The organism is Streptomyces sp. NPDC050548, from assembly GCF_044457385.1.
GTDB lineage: Bacteria > Actinomycetota > Actinomycetes > Streptomycetales > Streptomycetaceae > Streptomyces.
Genome location: NZ_JBITGV010000004.1, coordinates 382757 through 400334, shown reverse-complemented (window position 1 = coordinate 400334; position 17578 = coordinate 382757). Strand labels below are relative to the sequence as shown.

The window sequence follows — 17578 nt, the reverse complement described above, 5'->3', positions numbered from 1 at the left end:
CCTGTCCCCTGTCCCCACTCAACTCGGCACACGAACAACGGAGTTCATGATGCAGAACAGCCCCACCATCCCGGAGACCGCTCACTCCGCCCGGCGCACGACCCGCGACCTCACCAAGGCGGCCGTCTCCGGCTGGCTCGGCACGGCCATGGAGTTCATGGACTTCCAGCTGTACTCGCTGGCCGCCGCGATCGTCTTCAACAAGATCTTCTTCCCGGACGTCAGCCCCGCCATCGGCCTCATCGCCGCGATGGCGACCTACGGCGTCGGCTACGTCGCCCGGCTCGCCGGCGCCGTCTACTTCGGCCGGATGGGCGACCGGATCGGCCGCAAGAAGGTCCTCGTCATCACCATCCTGCTGATGGGCGCGTCCACCACCCTCATCGGCGCCCTGCCCACCTACGCCACGATCGGCATCCTCGCGCCGAGCCTGCTCGTCCTGCTGCGGCTGGTGCAGGGGTTCGGCGCCGGGGCCGAGATCGCCGGGGCGACCGTGCTGCTCGCCGAGTACGCCCCCGTGCGCCGACGCGGCCTGATCGCCTCGCTGGTCTCGCTCGGCACCAACTCCGGGACGCTGGCCGCCTCCGGGCTGTGGGCCATCCTCATCGGCGTGCTCAGCGAGGACCAACTCCTGTCCTGGGGCTGGCGGTTGCCGTTCCTGCTGAGCTTCGCGCTGATGCTCTTCGCGGTCTGGCTGCGGCGCGGCCTCAGGGAGAGCCCGGTCTTCGAGAAGCGCCCCGACGTCGTCGAGGGGGTGGCGATGGCCCGCAGCGAGATCGAGGCCACCGTCGCCGAGGCCCCCGAGACCGAGGGCGGCGTCCTCGCGGCGGGCATCCGGCAGCGCAAGGGCAGGGCGTTCTTCCTCGCCCTCGGCCTGCGCCTCGGCCAGGCGGGCAACTCCGGGCTGATCCAGACCTTCCTGGTCGGCTACATCGCCACCAACCTAGCCGTCGGCCGCTCCGTCCCCACCGACGCGATCGTCTACGGCTCCCTCCTCGGCTTCGCCACCGTGCCGGCCGTGGGCCTGGTCGGCGACCGCTACGGACGCCGCCCCGTCTACATGGCGCTCTCCCTCCTGACCGTCGTCCTCGCCTTCCCGGTGATGTTCCTCATCGCGTCCGGCTCCCCCGCGGCGGTGCTGCTCGGCATGGTGCTCGGCCTCAACGTCGGTGTCCTCGGCCTCTTCTCCCTGGAGAGCGTGACGATGGCCGAACTCTTCGGCTCCCGCACCCGGTTCACCCAGCTCGCCCTCGCCAAGGAGATAGGCGGCATCCTCACCACCGCGATCGGCCCGGTCCTCGCGGCCTCCCTCACCGCCGTCACCGGCAGCTGGTGGCCCATCGCGGTGATGCTCGTCGTCTACTCCCTCATCACCTTCGTCAGCGCGTACCTCGCGCCCGAGACCCGCGGCCGCGACCTGGTCCGGCTGGAGGACGCCGTATGAGCGACTGCCGTACCGACACAGGCCGGATGCGGGCGGTCGTGGTGCACGGGCCCGGCGACGTCCGCATCGACGAGCGGGCGCGGCCAACTGCCGCCGCCGGAGAGGTACTTCTGGCCCTGGAGTGGGGCGGGATCTGCGGATCCGACATCGCCTACTGGAAGAACGGCGCGTCCGGCACCGCCTCGCTCGCCCACCCGCTGGTCCTCGGCCACGAGGTCGCGGGCCGGATCGCGGCACTCGGCGCCGGGGTCACCGGCCTGGACGAGGGACAGCAAGTCACCGTCCACCCGGCCCAGTTGGTGGGTGACGGCGTCCTCCCCGACCGGATCGCCGGCCGCACCAACCTCTACCCGCACATCCGCTACTTCGGCTCGGCCGCCTTCGACCCGCACACCGACGGCGGGTTCAGCGAATACCGTACGGTCCCCGCCGCCCAGATCCGCCCCCTGCCGGACGGCGTCGACACCCAACAGGGCGCCCTGGCCGAGCCGTTGGCCGTCGCCCTGCACGCCGTGGGCCGCGTCCCCGCACTGCGCGGCCGGACGGTTCTGGTCAACGGGGCAGGTCCGATCGGCTCGTTGGTGGTCGCCGCCGCACGGCACGCCGGAGCCGGCACCGTCGTAGCGGCCGACCTGTCCGCCGCCTCCCTGGCCGTGGCCCGCGCGATGGGCGCCGACGAGACCCGGGACATCTCACGCGGCGAGTCCCTCCCCGAGGACGTGGAGGTGGTCTTCGAGGCGTCCGGCGCCCCCTCCGCCGTCGGCCCGGTCCTCCGCTCCACCGCGCGCGGCGGCACCCTCGTCCAGGTCGGAAACCTCCCCGGTACGGCGGTCTCCGCCGCCCTCGGCGACCTGGTGACCCGCGAGATCACCTGGATCGGCTCCTACCGCTTCGTCGAGGAGATCGACGAAGCGCTGCGCGCGCTGCGGGACGGACTCGACGTGACACCGGTGATCAGTCACCGCTTCCCGCTGGAACGGGCCGAGGAGGCGCTGGCCGTCGCGGCGGATCCGGGCAGCGGGAGCAGCAAGGTGATGCTGCGGCTGGCCGCCCCGTCCACCTGAACCTCGTACCCCCGGAAGATCACAGGAGATTCCCGTGCCCCTGCCGCTCCCACCCGGTCCGGCCGACGTCGTGTGCGTCGGCGAGACGATGGTCGTGCTCGCCCCGCCGGACGGCCGCCCGCTCGCCGAACAGCCCTCGGTCACCATGGCCGTAGGCGGTGCGGAGTCGAACGTCGCCTGCGGTCTGGCCGGCCTCGGCCACCGCGCCGCTTGGCTCAGTCGCCTGGGCGACGATCCCTTCGCGCACCGCGTCCTGGCCGAACTCACCGCGCGCGGCGTGGACGTGAGCGGGGTCGAGACCGACCCGGCCCGCCCGACGGGGGTCTACTTCAAGGACCCGGCCCCGACCGGCACCCGTACCCACTACTACCGCGGCGGATCGGCCGCGTCCGCGATGGGCCCGGACCTGCTGACCCGGACACCCGCGCTGCGCCGGGCCCGCGTCGTCCATCTCTCGGGCGTCGCCGCGGCACTCTCCGACGACTGCGCCGCGCTCCTGGAGGCGATCCTCGTCGACCGCGCCCTCGGCCGTGACGAGAACGCCCCGCTCATCTCCTTCGACGTCAACCACCGCCCCGCGCTGTGGCGTCACGGCTCCCCGGACGCGGCGAAGACCCTGCTGACCCTCGCCCGCGCCGCCGACCTCGTGTTCGTCGGCCGCGACGAGGCCGAAGCCCTGTGGGGCACCGCCCGCCCCGACGACGTGGCCGAACTCCTCGCCCCCGCCCCGCTGATCGTCGTCAAGGACGCCGAACACGGCGCGACTTCGTACGCCGACGGCACCCGTACGTTCGTCCCCGCGCTGCCCACCGAGGTGGTAGAGCCGGTCGGCGCGGGCGACGCGTTCGCCGCCGGCTACTTGGCCGCGCTACTGGAACACCGCGACGAACGCTCCCGGCTCCGCCTCGGCCACGTGGCGGCGTCGGCGGCGCTACGGACGAGGGGGGACGTGCCCGTGATGCCTACGCGCACGGAAACCGATCGTCAGCTCGGCCTGGACGAAGCGGCATGGGTCAACCAACGCGAGCACCAACTCCCTTAGGGGCGCGGGGAACTGCGCGACAAGCCCCCACTGAGCCGCACCCGACCAACGACCAAAGGACCCCCGAACCCATGTCCACAGACTTCCTCACGCAGCTGACCAAGGACCGCGTGATCGCCGTGGTCCGCGCACCAGAAATCCCGGACGCCTCAGCCCTCTGCACAGCCCTCCGCGCAGGCGGCATCCACTGGATCGAGTTCACCCGCACCACCCCCTCACTCGCCGCACACCTGCGCCGCGCCGTCGCCGACGGCCTCGGTGGTGTCGGCGCGGGCACGGTGATGACCGCCGAGCAGGCCGAGGAACTGATCGACGCGGGCGCCGAATACCTGGTCACCCCCGGCTGCCGCCCAGGCGTCGCGCGGGCGGCGACCGCGGCCGGCGTGCCGGTCGTCATGGGCGCCCTGACCCCCACGGAGGTCGGCCAGGCCCTGGACCTCGGCGCGGACGCGGTGAAGATCTTCCCGGCGCGCGCGTTCGGCCCGAGGCACTTCCGCGACCTGGCGGGCCCGTTCCCCGACGTACCGCTGGTGGCTTCGGGCGGCGTCAACGCCGAGAACGCGGCCGGCTTCCTCACGGCCGGCGCACGCGCGGTCTGCGCCGGTTCGGAGGTGGTACCGCCGGGGGTCGTGGCGGCCGGGGACTGGGCGGAGATCACCCGCAGGGCACGCGCGTTCACGGAGTCGCTGGTGAGGTGACGAATGCCGCCGGCGTCACTGCTCGCTCAGGCGCACGGAGTGATGATCGCCCAGTCCTTCGCGGGATCCCCGGTCAGCAGGTACTCGCTGAGGTACAGGTCCGTGTCCTCGTGGAGATCGTCCTCCAACTCCCAGACGGACTCGCATTCCGGGCACAGGAAGAACCTCCTGCCCGTGTCCTTGCGCTCGTAGCAGCGCACCCGGTCCTGGCCGCAGTGGGCGCAGGCAGCCTTTTCCATCAGTTCCAACTCCCCGGACGTGCTCCTACAGCCCCACGATCTTGTTCCACTCCTTCGCGAACTCCACCCGTTCCGTCGACGTGATGTCGCGGGCGATGGCGAGGTGCTTGCGCATCGTCGCGTCCGGGAAGATCAGGGGGTTTTCGGCGAGGGCCGCGGTGTCCTTGTCCTTGGAGGACGCGAGGACGTCCTGGGCGGCGGGGACGGGGCAGACGTAGTTGACCCAGGCGGCGAGTTCGGCGGCGACCTCGGGGTCGTAGTAGTAGTCGATGAGTTTTTCGGCGTTGGTCTTGTGGCGGGCCAGGTCGGGGATCATCAGGGAGTCCGCCCAGAGTTCGGCGCCCTCCTCGGGAACGACGAAGCGGATGTCCGGGTTGTCGGCCTGGAGCTGGATGACGTCGCCGGAGTACGCCTGACAGGCCAGGACATCGCCGCTGACCAGGTCCTTGGTGTAGTCGTTGCCGGTGAAGCGGCGTATCTGCTTCCTGCTGATCTGGGTCTGGACCTGGTCGCACACCTTGTGGAAGTCCGCGGCGGTCCACTTGGTGATGTCGACGCCGTTGCCCTGCATCAGCAGCGCGAACGCCTCGTCGAGACCGGAGAGCAGGGTGACCCGGCCCTTGAGGTCGCTCGCCCACAGGTCGGAGACATGCCGGATCTCGCGGCCGAGCTTGCGGTGGTTGTACGCGATGCCGGTGATGCCCGACTGCCACGGCACCGAATAGCGGCGGCCCGGGTCGAAGGCGGGCGAACTCAGCTGCGGGTCGAGGTACTTCGCCACGTTGGGCTGCGCGGCCCGGTCCATCCGCTGGACCCAGCCGAGGCGGACGAAGCGCGCGCACATCCAGTCGCTCATGACGATCAGGTCGCGGCCGGTCTGCTGGTGGTTCATGAGGGCCGGGCTGATCTTGCCGAAGAACTCGTCGTTGTCGTTGATCTCCTCGATGTAGTCGACGGAGATCCCGGTGCGCTTCTCGAAGGCGTCGAGGGTGGGCCGCTTGGTGGCGTCGTCGTCATCGGTGTCGATGTACAGCGGCCAGTTCGCCCAGGTCAGCCGCTTGTCCTTGGCGGACAGATCGGTACCGGCCCGGTCTCCCGCCTTCACATAGGCGGCGGGCACACCGCACCCGGCGAGGGCACCGAGCGCGGCGGTACCGCCGAGCGCGCGCAGCAGGGAGCGGCGGGAGGGCGGCGGGTACGACTTCGGAGTCTTGGGCACCCGCGCAGCATGACCCGCCGACCCGTGTCCGATCAATGGACGCTGCGTCCAGCGGCCACCCGCGGACCCGACACCTTGTCGATCGGTTGTCTGTGAAGTAACCGCCAGTTCACACGAGAGGCGCGGGGTGCGAGATCCCGGCCGCCGCGGAGGCCGGGCTCCGGTGCTCGGCCGGGGCGTACGGCGGGGCGTGCAGCGGGGCGTACGGCGGCAGGGGCACCTCCACCACGAGGCCACCCTGCGGACGGGTCCGCACCCGCACCCGTCCGCCGTCCCGTCTGCCATCCCAACTCCCCTCCCCCACCGGGAGGTTGTGCCGCACGGACAGCTCCACGCCCTTCAACCGCTCCCCCGCGACCGCCGCGAGATCCACGAACTCCCCTGCCCCAAGCCCCCGTTGACTGCGTGCGAGGGTCAACAGCGCGTCGATCAGCCGCTCCTGCTCCTGCCCGGGCGCCCGCACCCGGCCCAGCGCGGCCCGCAGCACCTGCGCCGAGGCGTCCGGGTCGGCGAGCGTGACGTCCACGATCGCCTGCTGGAGCGTGAGCGGGGTGCGCAGTTCGTGCGAGGCGTTGGCGACGAACTGCTTCTGCGCCTCGAACGCGCCCTCCAGCCTTGCCAGTACGGCGTCGAAGGTGTCACTTCGCCCGCTGCCTGCGTGGGCACGGCCGGACCGTCTTCCCCGGCTTCCACGCCGCCAAGGACACGGCGGGGCACGCAAGCCGGGCGATCCCGGCAAGGTCACCTCCGAACTGCCCTCCCTCACCCGCGTCTTCGAGAACTCCTGACCATCCGGAGGGGGAAACAGCGTGGCCCCGGACAGATCAACTCCCGTCCGGGGCCGCGCACTTGTACCAGTGACCGCTACTCGCCCAGCGACGTCATCACGTGCTTGATCCGGGTGTAGTCCTCGAAGCCGTAGGCCGAAAGGTCCTTGCCGTAGCCGGACTTCTTGAAGCCGCCGTGCGGCATCTCCGCGACCAGCGGGATGTGGGTGTTGATCCACACGCAGCCGAAGTCGAGCGCCTTCGACAGGCGCATCGCACGGGCGTGGTCCTTCGTCCACACGGACGACGCGAGCGCGTAGTCGACGCCGTTGGCCCACTCGATCGCCTGGGCCTCGTCCGTGAACGACTGGACGGTGATGACCGGTCCGAAGACCTCGTTCTGGATGATCTCGTCGTCCTGCTTGAGGCCGGAGACGACGGTCGGGGCGTAGAAGTAACCGACGTCACCGACCCGTTGACCGCCCGCCTCCACCTTCGCGTGCGCGGGCAGCCGCTCGATGAAGCCCGAGACCTGCTTGAGCTGGTTGGGGTTGTTCAGCGGGCCGTAGAGCACGTCCTCGTCGTCCGGCTGGCCGGTCTTCGTCTCGGCCGCCGCCTTCGCGAGCGCGGCCACGAACTCGTCGTGGATGCCCTCCTGGACGAGGACGCGCGTCGCCGCCGTACAGTCCTGCCCGGCGTTGAAGAAGCCCGCGACCGAGATGTCCTCGACGGCCTTGGCGATGTCGGTGTCCTCGAAGACCACGACGGGAGCCTTGCCGCCCAGCTCCAGGTGGACCCGCTTGAGGTCCTTGGACGCGGACTCGGCGACCGACATGCCGGCGCGCACGGAGCCGGTGATGGAGGCCATCGCCGGGGTGTGGTGCTCGACCATCAGGCGGCCGGTGTCGCGGTCGCCGGTGACGACGTTGAAGACGCCCTTGGGGAGGATCGAGCCGATGATCTCGGCGATCAGGACGGTGGAGGCGGGGGTGGTGTCCGAGGGCTTCAACACCACGGTGTTACCGGCGGCCAGCGCCGGGGCGAACTTCCACACCGCCATCATCATCGGGTAGTTCCACGGGGCGACCTGCGCGCAGACGCCGATCGGCTCGCGCCGGATGATGGAGGTCATACCCTCCATGTACTCGCCGGCCGAGCGGCCTTCGAGCATCCGGGCGGCGCCCGCGAAGAAGCGGATCTGGTCGACCATCGGCGGGATTTCCTCGGAGCGGGTCAGCCCGATCGGCTTGCCGGTGTTCTCCACCTCGGCCGCGATCAGTTCCTCGGCCCGCTCCTCGAACGCGTCCGCGATCTTCAGCAGGGCCCGCTGGCGCGCCGCGGGAGTCTCGTCCCGCCAGGCCGGGAAGGCCGCCGCGGCGGCCGCCATCGCGGCGTCCACGTCCGCCGGCCCGGACAGCGGGGCGGTGGCGTACGCCTCGCCGGTCGCCGGGTTGACCACCTCGGTGGTCCGTCCGTCGGCGGCGTCCCGGAACTCACCGTCGATGTAATTGCGCAGACGACGCAGCTCGGTGCTCACTGCCGGCCCTCCAAGTTCAGGTGTCCAATCACTGAGACACCCACCCTAATCGCCCGGCCCACGTTTTCAACACCCCCGGTCGCGCCAAGACTACGAAATCCGCAAGTCTCGACCTTGTAAACAACGAATTTCATCGAAGCGGCCTTGCGGAACGGTCGAGACGTCGTGCACAGTGAAGCCGTGGCCAGTCGCAGCGCAGAACACAGGGACTCCCGCGAGTCCAGGAACGGGACTCCGCATCTGGATTCCGTCTCCCTCGCCATCATCGAACAGCTCCAGGAGGACGGCCGCCGGCCGTACGCCGCCATCGGCAAGGCCGTCGGCCTCTCCGAGGCTGCCGTGCGCCAGCGCGTCCAGAAGCTGCTCGACCAGGGCGTCATGCAGATCGTCGCCGTCACGGACCCGCTCACCGTGGGCTTCCGCAGACAGGCGATGGTCGGTGTCAACGTCGAGGGCGATGTCGAGAACGTGGCGGACGCGCTGACGGCCATGCCGGAAGTGGAGTACGTGGTGATGACCGCGGGCTCGTACGACCTCCTCGCCGAGATCGTCTGCGAGGACGACGACCACCTGCTGGACGTCATCAACAAACGCATCCGGGCACTGCCCGGCGTGCGCTCCACCGAGAGCTTCGTTTATCTGAAGCTCAAGAAGCAGACCTACATGTGGGGAACCCGATAACCGTGAGCAAGGACCTCAGCCGCACCGCGTACGACCACTTGTGGATGCACTTCACCCGCATGTCCTCGTACGAGAACGCGCCCGTTCCCACGATCGTCCGTGGTGAGGGCACCTACATCTACGACGACAAGGGCAAGCGCTACCTCGACGGTCTCGCGGGTCTGTTCGTGGTCCAGGCCGGTCACGGCCGCGCCGAGCTGGCCGAGACCGCCGCCAAGCAGGCGCAGGAGCTGGCGTTCTTCCCCATCTGGTCGTACGCCCACCCGAAGGCCGTAGAACTCGCTGAGCGTCTCGCCCACTACGCGCCCGGCGACCTGAACAAGGTCTTCTTCACCACCGGCGGCGGCGAGGCGGTCGAGACCGCCTGGAAGCTCGCCAAGCAGTACTTCAAGCTCCAGGGCAAGCACACCAAGTACAAGGTCATCTCGCGCGCGGTCGCCTACCACGGCACCCCGCAGGGCGCCCTGTCCATCACCGGACTCCCGGCCCTGAAGGCCCCGTTCGAGCCCCTCGTGCCCGGCGCGCACAAGGTCCCGAACACCAACATCTACCGCGCCCCGCTCTTCGGCGACGACCCGGAGGCCTTCGGCCGCTGGGCCGCCGACCAGATCGAGCAGCAGATCCTGTTCGAGGGCCCGGAGACGGTCGCCGCGGTCTTCCTGGAGCCCGTGCAGAACGCCGGCGGCTGCTTCCCGCCCCCGCCCGGCTACTTCCAGCGGGTCCGCGAGATCTGCGACCAGTACGACGTGCTGCTCGTGTCCGACGAGGTCATCTGCGCCTTCGGCCGCCTCGGCACGATGTTCGCCTGCGACAAGTTCGACTACGTCCCGGACATGATCACCTGCGCCAAGGGCATGACCTCGGGCTACTCCCCGATCGGCGCCTGCATCATCTCCGACCGCCTGGCCGAGCCGTTCTACAAGGGCGACAACACCTTCCTGCACGGCTACACCTTCGGCGGCCACCCGGTCTCCGCCGCGGTCGGCCTCGCCAACCTCGACATCTTCGAGCGCGAGGGCCTCAACCAGCACGTCCTCGACAACGAGGCCAACTTCCTGGGGACCCTCCAGAAGCTGCACGACCTCCCGATCGTCGGCGACGTCCGCGGCAACGGCTTCTTCTACGGCATCGAGCTGGTGAAGGACAAGGCCACCAAGGAGACCTTCACGGACGAGGAGTCGGAGCGCGTGCTCTACGGCTTCGTCTCCAAGAAGCTCTTCGAGTACGGCCTCTACTGCCGCGCCGACGACCGCGGTGACCCGGTCATCCAGCTGTCGCCGCCGCTGATCTCCGACCAGTCGACCTTCGACGAGATCGAGGGCATCGTCCGCCAGGTGCTGACGGAGGCCTGGACGAAGCTCTGATCGTTCCGATCGTTCCGAGGTTTCGATCGTTCCGAGGTTCGGATCTTCCTTCTGGATGATCAACACCGGCCCCGGCGCCGCCGTTCGAGTGAGAAACGGCGGCCCGGGGCCGTGTGCTGTCCGGGCTCCCGCCGACCCCTCCTTAGCGTGCCAGTGACCGATCGGCCCCCTCTTCGTTCCCCCGGACGGGGGATGCGATACGGGAAAACGGATCTGAACGAGGTGTACGCGCATGGTGGCCCCGCCGGACAACGACGTGCTCTGGGCACGTGCCCTGCACTTCCAGCACCACGACGGAACGCCCGCGCTCGGCGGCGTCTCGCTCGGCGTCCGGGAGGGCGAGATCCTCGCCGTCTGCGGCCCGCGCGGCAGCGGCAAGACGACCCTGCTGCGCTGCCTCTCCGGGCTTGAGCGTCCGAACCGCGGCGAGGTCTGGTTCAACAGCGTGCCCGTGCACACCATGGGCCCGATGACCCGCGAACGGCTGCGCCGCGACCGCTTCGGCTGGATCGACCCGGCGCCCGTGCTCGTCCCGGAGCTGAACGTCTGGGAGAACGCGGCCCTCCCCCTGATGCTGCGCGGCACCAGCCGCCGCCGGGCCAAGACCGCCGCCCTGGAGTGGCTGGACCGTCTCGACATCGGCGACCACGCCCGCAAACGCCCGCACGAACTGCGCCAGGCCGAGCGCCAGCGCGTCTCCATCGCCCGCGCGCTGGCCCCGGCGCCGACGGTCCTGTTCGCCGACGAGCCGACGGCCCCGCTGCACAGCGCGGACCGCGCCCAGGTCCTGCGCACGCTCACCACCGCGGCCCGCTCGCACGGCATCACAGTCGTCCTCGCGACCCACGATGCGGAGACGGCGGCCCTCGCGGACCGCACGGTGTCGCTCCTCGACGGGCGTCGCGTGAACACCGTCCACCTCCCCCCGGTCACCGAGGCGGAAGGCCGGGCCGCGTGCTCGCTCTCCGTCTGACCCGCGGCTCGCAGCCCGCCGTCCAACTGCGCCGCCTGCTGGTCGCGGTGGCCTCGGCGGGCACGGGCTTCCTCCTGCTCTGCACCCTCGGCTACGCGATGGGCCACCCCGACTCCCCCGCCGCCGCGGCCCTCCGCCTCGGCTGGTGCGCGACCCCGTTGGCCACCACCGTGTACTTCGCGATGGCCGTCGCCCGCACCGACCCGGCGACGAAACCCCGCCCCGGCCTCTCCGCGATCGGCCTCGGCCCCGCCCGCCTGATGGCCATCTCGGCGACCACGACCGCGCTGGCCTGCACCCTCGGCTCCATGCTGGCGCTCCTCTTCTTCCTCCACCTGCGCGGCGACCTCACGGGCATGCCCTTCGACGGGGCGGCGGCGGAGTTCCTGGCCTCGGACCAGCCCCTCCCCCTGCCCGCCGCACTGACCCTCCTCGCCCTCGTACCGGTGACCGCCTCCGTCGCGGTGGCCCTCGCCCTGCGCCCACGGGACCTCCGCCCCGCCTCGGAGAAGGGCCCGGCGAGGTCGTACGGCCGCTTCGGCGCGCAGGGCCGCCCGGGTTCCCGCGAGACCTTCGGGGCGTACGGCCGTTTCGGCGCGCACCTGCGCGCGGGGGCGCGCGGCGGCGAGCAGGAGCCCGAACAGCCCGCGCAGGCCGAGCAGTTGGAGGCCCCGAGCGAAGCCGCACCTCCTTCCGACCCCTCGCGCCCCCCGGCTCCGCGGGAAGCCCCCCGAGGTCTCCCCTGGGGCATCGCCGTACTGGCCGCCGGGCTCGCCGTGGAGGCGTACGCGAGCCGGGCCAAGGACGGCGGCGGGCTGTCGCTGCCCGGCGGTCTCGCCGACGGCCCCGTGAGTGTCCTGGCCGGCTGGGTGCTGACCGCGATCGGACTCGCGCTGGCAGGACCCGGACTCACCCATCTCTGCGGCCGGCTGCTCCAGTCCGTCGGCCCCGGCGCGCTGCGGCTGCTGGCCGGGCGGGTGCTGATGGAGGAGGCGACCCGGATCGGGCGCCCGCTGGGCGTGGTGTGCGCGGTGGCGTCCGGCGGCTTCGCGATGACGGCGCTCTACGACGCGGACGCCCCGGCCTTCGGCCCGCTGACCACCCTCGGCCTGCTCCTGGTCACCGGCTGCACGGTGGCGACCCTGCTCACCGCCGCGCTGGAGGCCAAGCACGCCCGCGCCGACACCACGGCCGCGCTGCTCCGCCTCGGCGCCCCCGCGGCGATGCTGCGCAGCGCGGCGGCCCTGCGTGCGGGCGCCCTGCTGGCCCTGTTCCTCCCGCTGACCCTGTTCGTGGCCGAGCTGGCGGCACTGCCGCTGGCCGGCCGATGAGTTTCGTACGGACGGCCGGTCTACCCACCGAACAGCACGCACGCCCGATGGGAGAGACCTCGCATGTACCAGCAGATGATCTTCGTGAACCTGGCCGTGAACGACGTCGACGCGTCGAGGAAGTTCTTCACGGAGCTTGGCTACTCGATCAACCCCCAGTTCAGCACCGACGAGTGCGCCTGTGTCGTGATCAGCGACACGATCGTCGCGATGCTGCTCGGCAAGGAGCGGTACAGCGACTTCACCAAGAAGGAGATCGCCGACTCGACGAAGACCAGCGAGGTGCTGCTGTGTCTGAGCGCCGAGAGCCGCGAGAAGGTCGACGAGCTGGTCGACAAGGCCATCGCGTCCGGCGGCACGGGCAGCGGTGACGCCATCGACCAGGGCTTCATGTACGGCCGTTCCTTCGACGACCCCGACGGCCACACCTGGGAGGTCATGTGGATGGACCCGGCGGCCGTCCAGGGCTGACCGTCGGGATGCCTAGCATGGGCGCGTGCAGACGAGCCCGGCCCATGCGGCCCCTCACGACGAACGCGAGATCGAGACGGTCGAGGACTTCGACGCGACCGTCTCGGCCCGCGGCACCCTCGCCGGGTACCGCGTCCAGGCCGTCGATCTGACGGACCGTACAAAGGAGTTGCTCACCACCAGCACCACGGGCGCCGTCTTCCTCGGCTGCCCGATGCGCGAAGAGGCCACCGCGAAGCTCCGCGCCGACGGCGCCCTGGTCTTCCCGCCGGTCCCGCATCTCCCCTTCGACCCCTACCGCGGCCGTCTCTACACGCCGGCCGAGCTGTTCACCTCGCTCGACAAGGGGTACGAGCGGACTCCGGACGCGCTCGCGTACGCCTGGTTCCAGCGGACCAAGGCGGACGGCGACATATACGCCTCGATGCTGCGCGCCGTCCACGACGACTCGATCTCCGACGCCCTCGACGAACTCCTGCGCGGGGCACGGGTGGTGGGCGATGGGGGCACCTCCCGGTCGAGCGAAGCCGAGAGTGGGGGAGGGCGGCCACGCGATGGCGCGCGGGACGGAGGCCTACGGCGGTGCCGCGCGCCTGGGCCGGGAGCTGAGCCGCGCCGGATTCACGGTGGCCACCGGCGGCGGGCCCGGCGCGATGGAGGCGGCCAACCTGGGCGCGTACGCGGCGCCGTACGAGGACGCGATGCTGGAGAAGGCCTGCGAACTCCTCGCCGCCTCCCCGTCGTTCAGCCCCTCGATCACCGACTGGGCGCGGAGTGCCTTCGAGGTCCGCACCCGCTGGCCCAAGGGCAACCACTCGATTCGGCATCCCGACCTGGTTCTACGGCCATGAGCCGCCGAACGCCTTCGCCTCGCACATCGCCAAGTACTTCGCCAACGCCACCCGCGAGGACGGCCTGTTGGCCCGCTCGAACGCGGGTGTGGTGTTCCTGCCGGGCGCGGCCGGGACCGTACAGGAGATCTTCGACAACGCGACGCCGAACTACTACGAGTCGCGGGGCGAGCCCACGCCGATGGTTCTGGTGGACCGGGAGCACTGGACGGAGCGGCTGCCGACGTGGCCGCTGCTGTGCGCACTTGCCCGGGAACGGTCGATGGAGAGCCGTATCGCCCTCGTTGACCGTATCGAGGAGGCTCCGGAGGCGCTGAAACGTCTCGCTCATTAAAGTGCAGGTAAAGCCAACTGCCGCACACCGCATATGCATTGACACTGCTTACGCAGCACTTATAGACCAGTGAGACTCCTGGGGGTGGTGGTGCCTCACCTCGAACGCTGCCTCATCTCCCCCTAAACCCCCCGCAGTTGCACATCCCGTGAAGGGCAAACGTGTCCATATCTCGACGTTCCGTACGCATCCTCGGTGTCGCGTCCGCCTCGGCCGCGCTCGCGCTCGGATTCGCGGGCAACGCGCTCGCCTGCAACATCAGTGAGTTCTCCGCCGAGGCAGTCTGTGACGGCACCAACGGTGTCATCCACGTCACCGACAAGGACGCCTCCGGCACCCCGGCTGTCATCACCGTGTTCCTTGAGAGCAACGGTGCCGACGCGAAGCAGGTCGGCAAGCCGACCGAGGTCAAGGGCTCGGCCGAAGGCGTCACCGTCACCTTCGCCGAGGACTGGCAGCCGGACGCCAAGTACCGCGTGCACGTCAAGGCCGGCAACCAGGTCGACGAGGACCTCAAGGAACTCCTGACCACCCCGTCCAAGGCCTGCGACACCGAGGAGTCGCCCAGCCCGACTCCGACCGAGGCTTCTCCGACCCCCTCGGAGACCGCCTCGACCCCGGCCGAGTCCGACACCCCGACCCCGTCGGCCTCGGAGAGCAGCAGCACCGCCCCCGCCACGACGACGGACAACGCGCCGTCCCCGGCGGCCGGTAGCTCGAACCTCGCCGAGACCGGTGCCAACTCCAACACCGGCATGATCGCCGGTATCGCGGGCGCGTTCGTCGTCGCGGGCGGCGGAGCCGTCTACTACGGCATGCGCCGTCGCGGTGCGACCAACGGCCGCTGATCCACCCGCTGTTGCTGTTGTGGCCCGTCCGGTTCGTGGGGACGGGCCACACGCATGTCCGCTAGACGCCGTCGAGCACGACGACCTCGGCCGCGTCGAACTCCACCCCGACCGTGTCCCCGACCTCCGGCGCCTCCCGCAGCGCACACGCCGCCTCAAGCCGCGGCGCGCCCTCCGGCTGCAGTTGTACGGCGACATGGGTGCCCCGGAAGGTGCGGGCGGCGACCGTGCAGCGCAGGCCCTCCTCGACGGGCAACAGGCGTACGCCCGCGGGGCGTACGAGGAGCGTGCGGGCGCCCTGGGGAGCGTTCTCGGGGACCGGCACCTTGCCCCAGGGGGTGTCGGCGGCCTCTCCGGCGACCGTGGCCCCCACCACGTTGTCGAAGCCGAGGAAGCGGGCCACGAACTCGTCGGCGGGGCGCTGCCAGACCTCAAGTGGCGTACCGGACTGGGCGATCCGCCCGTCCCGCATCACCACGACCCGGTCGGCCAGCGCGAACGCCTCGCCCTGGTCGTGCGTGACCGCGAGCACGGTCGTGCCCAACGCCCCGAACAGTTCCCGGAGTTCGACGACCAGCCGCTCCCGCAGTGACCGGTCGAGCTGGCCGAGCGGTTCGTCGAGCATGAGGAGCCGAGGGCGGGGCGCGAGGGCGCGGGCCAGCGCCACGCGTTGCTGCTCACCGCCGGACAGCCCCGCGACGGCACGGTGGGCCGCACCCGGGAGTCCGACGAGGTCGAGCAACTCGCCGACCCGGGCGTCCTGTTGTCCCTTCGACGTCCCGTGCATCCGCAGTCCGAAGGCCACGTTGCCGGCCACGTCCCGCTGCGGGAACAGCTGATGGTCCTGGAACATCAGACCCACCCCCCGCTTGTGCGCGGGCACCCCGGCCTGGTCACGTCCGTCGAGCAACACCCGCCCGGAGTCCAGGGGTTGCAGCCCGGCCACCACTCGCAGCAGCGTCGACTTGCCGCTGCCGCTGGGCCCGAGCACACACACGATCTCGTGCTCGGCGACCCCGAGATCGACGGCGTCCAGCACCGGGCGCCCGCCGAACCGTACGGTCGCGCCCGCAAGACTGAGCAGCATGTTCGGCGAAGTCTTCGGCGGCATCTAGAACTCCCCGGTCCGGTCGGTGCGCAGCCGCTCAAGGACCAGCAGGGCCGCCGCGCACACCACCATCAGAATCGTCGAAAGGGCCATCGCCTGGCCGTAGTTGAGATCACCGGGCCGGGACAGCAGCCGCGCCACCGCGACCGGCAGCGTCGGGTTGTCGGGCCGCGCGATGAACACCGTCGCCCCGAACTCCCCCAGCGACACCGCGAACGCGAACCCGGCGGCGATCAGCAACGCCCGCCGCACCAGCGGCAGATCGACCTCCCGCCACACCCGCCAGGGCGAGGCCCCGAGCACGGCCGCCGCCTCCCGCAGCCGCCCGTCCACCGCCCGCAGCACGGGCAGCATGGTCCGTACGACGAAGGGGACGCCGACCAACGCCTGCGCGAGCGGCACCAGGATCCATGAACTCCGCAGATCCAGCGGGGGTTTGTCGAGCGAGATCAGAAACCCGAAGCCGACCGTCACCGCCGACACCCCGAGCGGCAGCATCAGCAGCGCGTCGAAGCCTCGCACCAACCTGCCCGCGTCGCGCCGGGTCAGCGCCGCGGCGGCGAGCCCGCCGATCACCACGGCAATGGCGGTGGCGGCGACGGCGTACTCCAGCGAGTTGCCGATCGCGGCGATCGGCGGGACCAGGAAGGTGCCGCCGTCGTCGTGGGTCAGCGCCCGGTAGTAGCCGAAGTCCGGTGAGTCCAGCGACCGTTGGACCAGCACGGCGAGCGGCAGGACGAGCAGCAGCAGGACGGAGACGAGCACTCCGGCGAGCAGGGACCACTGCCCGGCTCCGCGCGGGCGGCGGGCGGTCACCGAGGGGTCGACCAGCCGTAGGGCCGTCTCCCGTCGTCGTACGGTCCAGGCGTGGACGGCGAGGATCGTGCCCACCGCGACGAACTGGACGATCGTCAGCACGGCCGCCGTGGAGAGGTCGAAGATCTCGGAGGTCTGGCGGTAGATCTCCACTTCGAGGGTCGAGAAGGCCGGGCCGCCGAGGATCTGCACCACGCCGAAGGACGTGAAGGTGAAGAGGAAGACCATCAGCGCGGCGGCGGCCACGGCGGGCGCGAGCGCGGGCAGCGTCACCTTCCGCCAGGCTCGCAGCCGGGAGGCGCCGAGCATCCGCGCGGCCTCCTCCTGACGCGGGTCGAGCTGGGCCCACAGGCCGCCCACCGTCCGTACGACGACCGCGTAGTTGAAGAAGACGTGCGCGAGCAGGATGGCCCACACGGTGGTGTCCAGCCGTACGCCCCACAGGTCGTCGAGGAGTCCGCCCCGGCCGACGAGCGCGAGGAAGGCCGTACCGACGACGACCGTGGGCAGCACGAAGGGGACCGTCACGACGGCCCGCAGCACATGTCTGCCGGGGAAGTCGAAGCGCGCGAAGACATACGCGCCGGGGAGCGCGATCAGCAGCGTGAGCGCGGTGGAGGCGAGCGCCTGCCAGGTGGTGAACCACAGGACGTGCCGCATGTCGGACTGGGCCAGCACGTCCCCGATCCGGCCCAACTGCCAGGCGCCGTCCACCTTGAGGCCCCGCCCGACGATCGCGACGACGGGGTAGGCGAAGAACACCGCGAAGAACGCGACGGGCAGAGCCATGA

The 17578-nt window shown here is 70.8% G+C and carries 16 protein-coding genes and 1 pseudogene; 11 read left to right on the top strand and 6 right to left on the bottom strand.

The window, feature by feature from the left end; all coding sequences use genetic code 11:
- Positions 1–46: 46 nt before the first annotated feature.
- The 4 genes from ACIBJH_RS15055 to ACIBJH_RS15040 all read left to right on the top strand — a co-directional run bounded on the left by ACIBJH_RS15055 (position 47) and on the right by ACIBJH_RS15040 (position 4248).
- The gene (locus ACIBJH_RS15055) at positions 47–1444 is read left to right on the top strand and encodes an MFS transporter (RefSeq protein WP_399117258.1); all 1398 of its coding nucleotides are present in this window, start codon (positions 47–49) and stop codon (positions 1442–1444) included.
- Positions 1441–2508, top strand: coding sequence for an L-idonate 5-dehydrogenase (locus ACIBJH_RS15050; RefSeq protein ID WP_399117257.1), 1068 nt, complete (start codon positions 1441–1443; stop codon positions 2506–2508). Before ACIBJH_RS15055 ends, ACIBJH_RS15050 begins: the two co-directional genes overlap by 4 nt.
- 34 nt (positions 2509–2542) lie before the next feature.
- Complete coding sequence (locus ACIBJH_RS15045) at positions 2543–3550, top strand: sugar kinase (RefSeq protein WP_399117256.1); 1008 nt, start codon at positions 2543–2545, stop codon at positions 3548–3550.
- Positions 3551–3621: 71 nt separating this feature from the next.
- On the top strand, positions 3622–4248 hold the full coding sequence (locus tag ACIBJH_RS15040) for a bifunctional 4-hydroxy-2-oxoglutarate aldolase/2-dehydro-3-deoxy-phosphogluconate aldolase (RefSeq protein WP_399117255.1): 627 nt from the start codon (positions 3622–3624) through the stop codon (positions 4246–4248).
- Positions 4249–4274: 26 nt separating this feature from the next.
- On the opposite strand, the gene ACIBJH_RS15035 is transcribed toward ACIBJH_RS15040, so the two are convergent.
- The 4 genes from ACIBJH_RS15035 to ACIBJH_RS15020 all read right to left on the bottom strand — a co-directional run bounded on the left by ACIBJH_RS15035 (position 4275) and on the right by ACIBJH_RS15020 (position 8010).
- Complete coding sequence (locus ACIBJH_RS15035) at positions 4275–4487, bottom strand: hypothetical protein (protein WP_399117254.1); 213 nt, start codon at positions 4485–4487, stop codon at positions 4275–4277.
- 25 nt (positions 4488–4512) lie between these two features.
- The gene (locus ACIBJH_RS15030) at positions 4513–5706 is read right to left on the bottom strand and encodes an extracellular solute-binding protein (RefSeq protein WP_399117253.1); all 1194 of its coding nucleotides are present in this window, start codon (positions 5704–5706) and stop codon (positions 4513–4515) included.
- A gap of 109 nt (positions 5707–5815) precedes the next feature.
- Entirely contained in the window at positions 5816–6427 is a 612-nt protein-coding gene (locus ACIBJH_RS15025) for a sensor histidine kinase (protein ID WP_399117252.1), read from the bottom strand.
- Between the two features lie 143 nt (positions 6428–6570).
- Positions 6571–8010, bottom strand: a complete 1440-nt coding sequence (locus ACIBJH_RS15020; protein ID WP_399117251.1) for a gamma-aminobutyraldehyde dehydrogenase — start codon at positions 8008–8010, stop codon at positions 6571–6573.
- A 165-nt stretch (positions 8011–8175) separates the two neighbouring features.
- On the opposite strand from ACIBJH_RS15020, the gene ACIBJH_RS15015 reads away from it, so the two are divergent.
- From ACIBJH_RS15015 to ACIBJH_RS14985, 7 genes and pseudogenes are all read left to right on the top strand, one after another.
- The gene (locus tag ACIBJH_RS15015; protein ID WP_026178557.1) at positions 8176–8691 is read left to right on the top strand and encodes an Lrp/AsnC family transcriptional regulator; all 516 of its coding nucleotides are present in this window, start codon (positions 8176–8178) and stop codon (positions 8689–8691) included.
- Positions 8676–10055: an aspartate aminotransferase family protein gene (locus ACIBJH_RS15010; protein WP_200716814.1), complete on the top strand. Its 1380-nt coding sequence runs from the start codon at positions 8676–8678 to the stop codon at positions 10053–10055. Before ACIBJH_RS15015 ends, ACIBJH_RS15010 begins: the two co-directional genes overlap by 16 nt.
- A 232-nt stretch (positions 10056–10287) precedes the next feature.
- A complete protein-coding gene (locus tag ACIBJH_RS15005; protein ID WP_399117250.1) occupies positions 10288–11028 on the top strand; it encodes an ABC transporter ATP-binding protein in 741 nt (246 codons plus the stop codon).
- The gene (locus ACIBJH_RS15000) at positions 11010–12359 is read left to right on the top strand and encodes a hypothetical protein (protein ID WP_399117249.1); all 1350 of its coding nucleotides are present in this window, start codon (positions 11010–11012) and stop codon (positions 12357–12359) included. Before ACIBJH_RS15005 ends, ACIBJH_RS15000 begins: the two co-directional genes overlap by 19 nt.
- Positions 12360–12422: 63 nt before the next feature.
- On the top strand, positions 12423–12830 hold the full coding sequence (locus tag ACIBJH_RS14995; protein ID WP_399117248.1) for a VOC family protein: 408 nt from the start codon (positions 12423–12425) through the stop codon (positions 12828–12830).
- A gap of 25 nt (positions 12831–12855) precedes the next feature.
- A pseudogene (locus tag ACIBJH_RS14990) lies at positions 12856–14015 on the top strand (LOG family protein).
- 161 nt (positions 14016–14176) lie between these two features.
- On the top strand, positions 14177–14863 hold the full coding sequence (locus ACIBJH_RS14985; protein WP_399117247.1) for an LAETG motif-containing sortase-dependent surface protein: 687 nt from the start codon (positions 14177–14179) through the stop codon (positions 14861–14863).
- A gap of 61 nt (positions 14864–14924) precedes the next feature.
- On the opposite strand, the gene ACIBJH_RS14980 is transcribed toward ACIBJH_RS14985, so the two are convergent.
- Positions 14925–15974, bottom strand: coding sequence for an ABC transporter ATP-binding protein (locus ACIBJH_RS14980; RefSeq protein ID WP_399117246.1), 1050 nt, complete (start codon positions 15972–15974; stop codon positions 14925–14927).
- The gene (locus ACIBJH_RS14975; RefSeq protein ID WP_399117245.1) at positions 15975–17576 is read right to left on the bottom strand and encodes an ABC transporter permease; all 1602 of its coding nucleotides are present in this window, start codon (positions 17574–17576) and stop codon (positions 15975–15977) included. It abuts the gene before it with no gap.
- Positions 17577–17578: the final 2 nt, after the last annotated feature.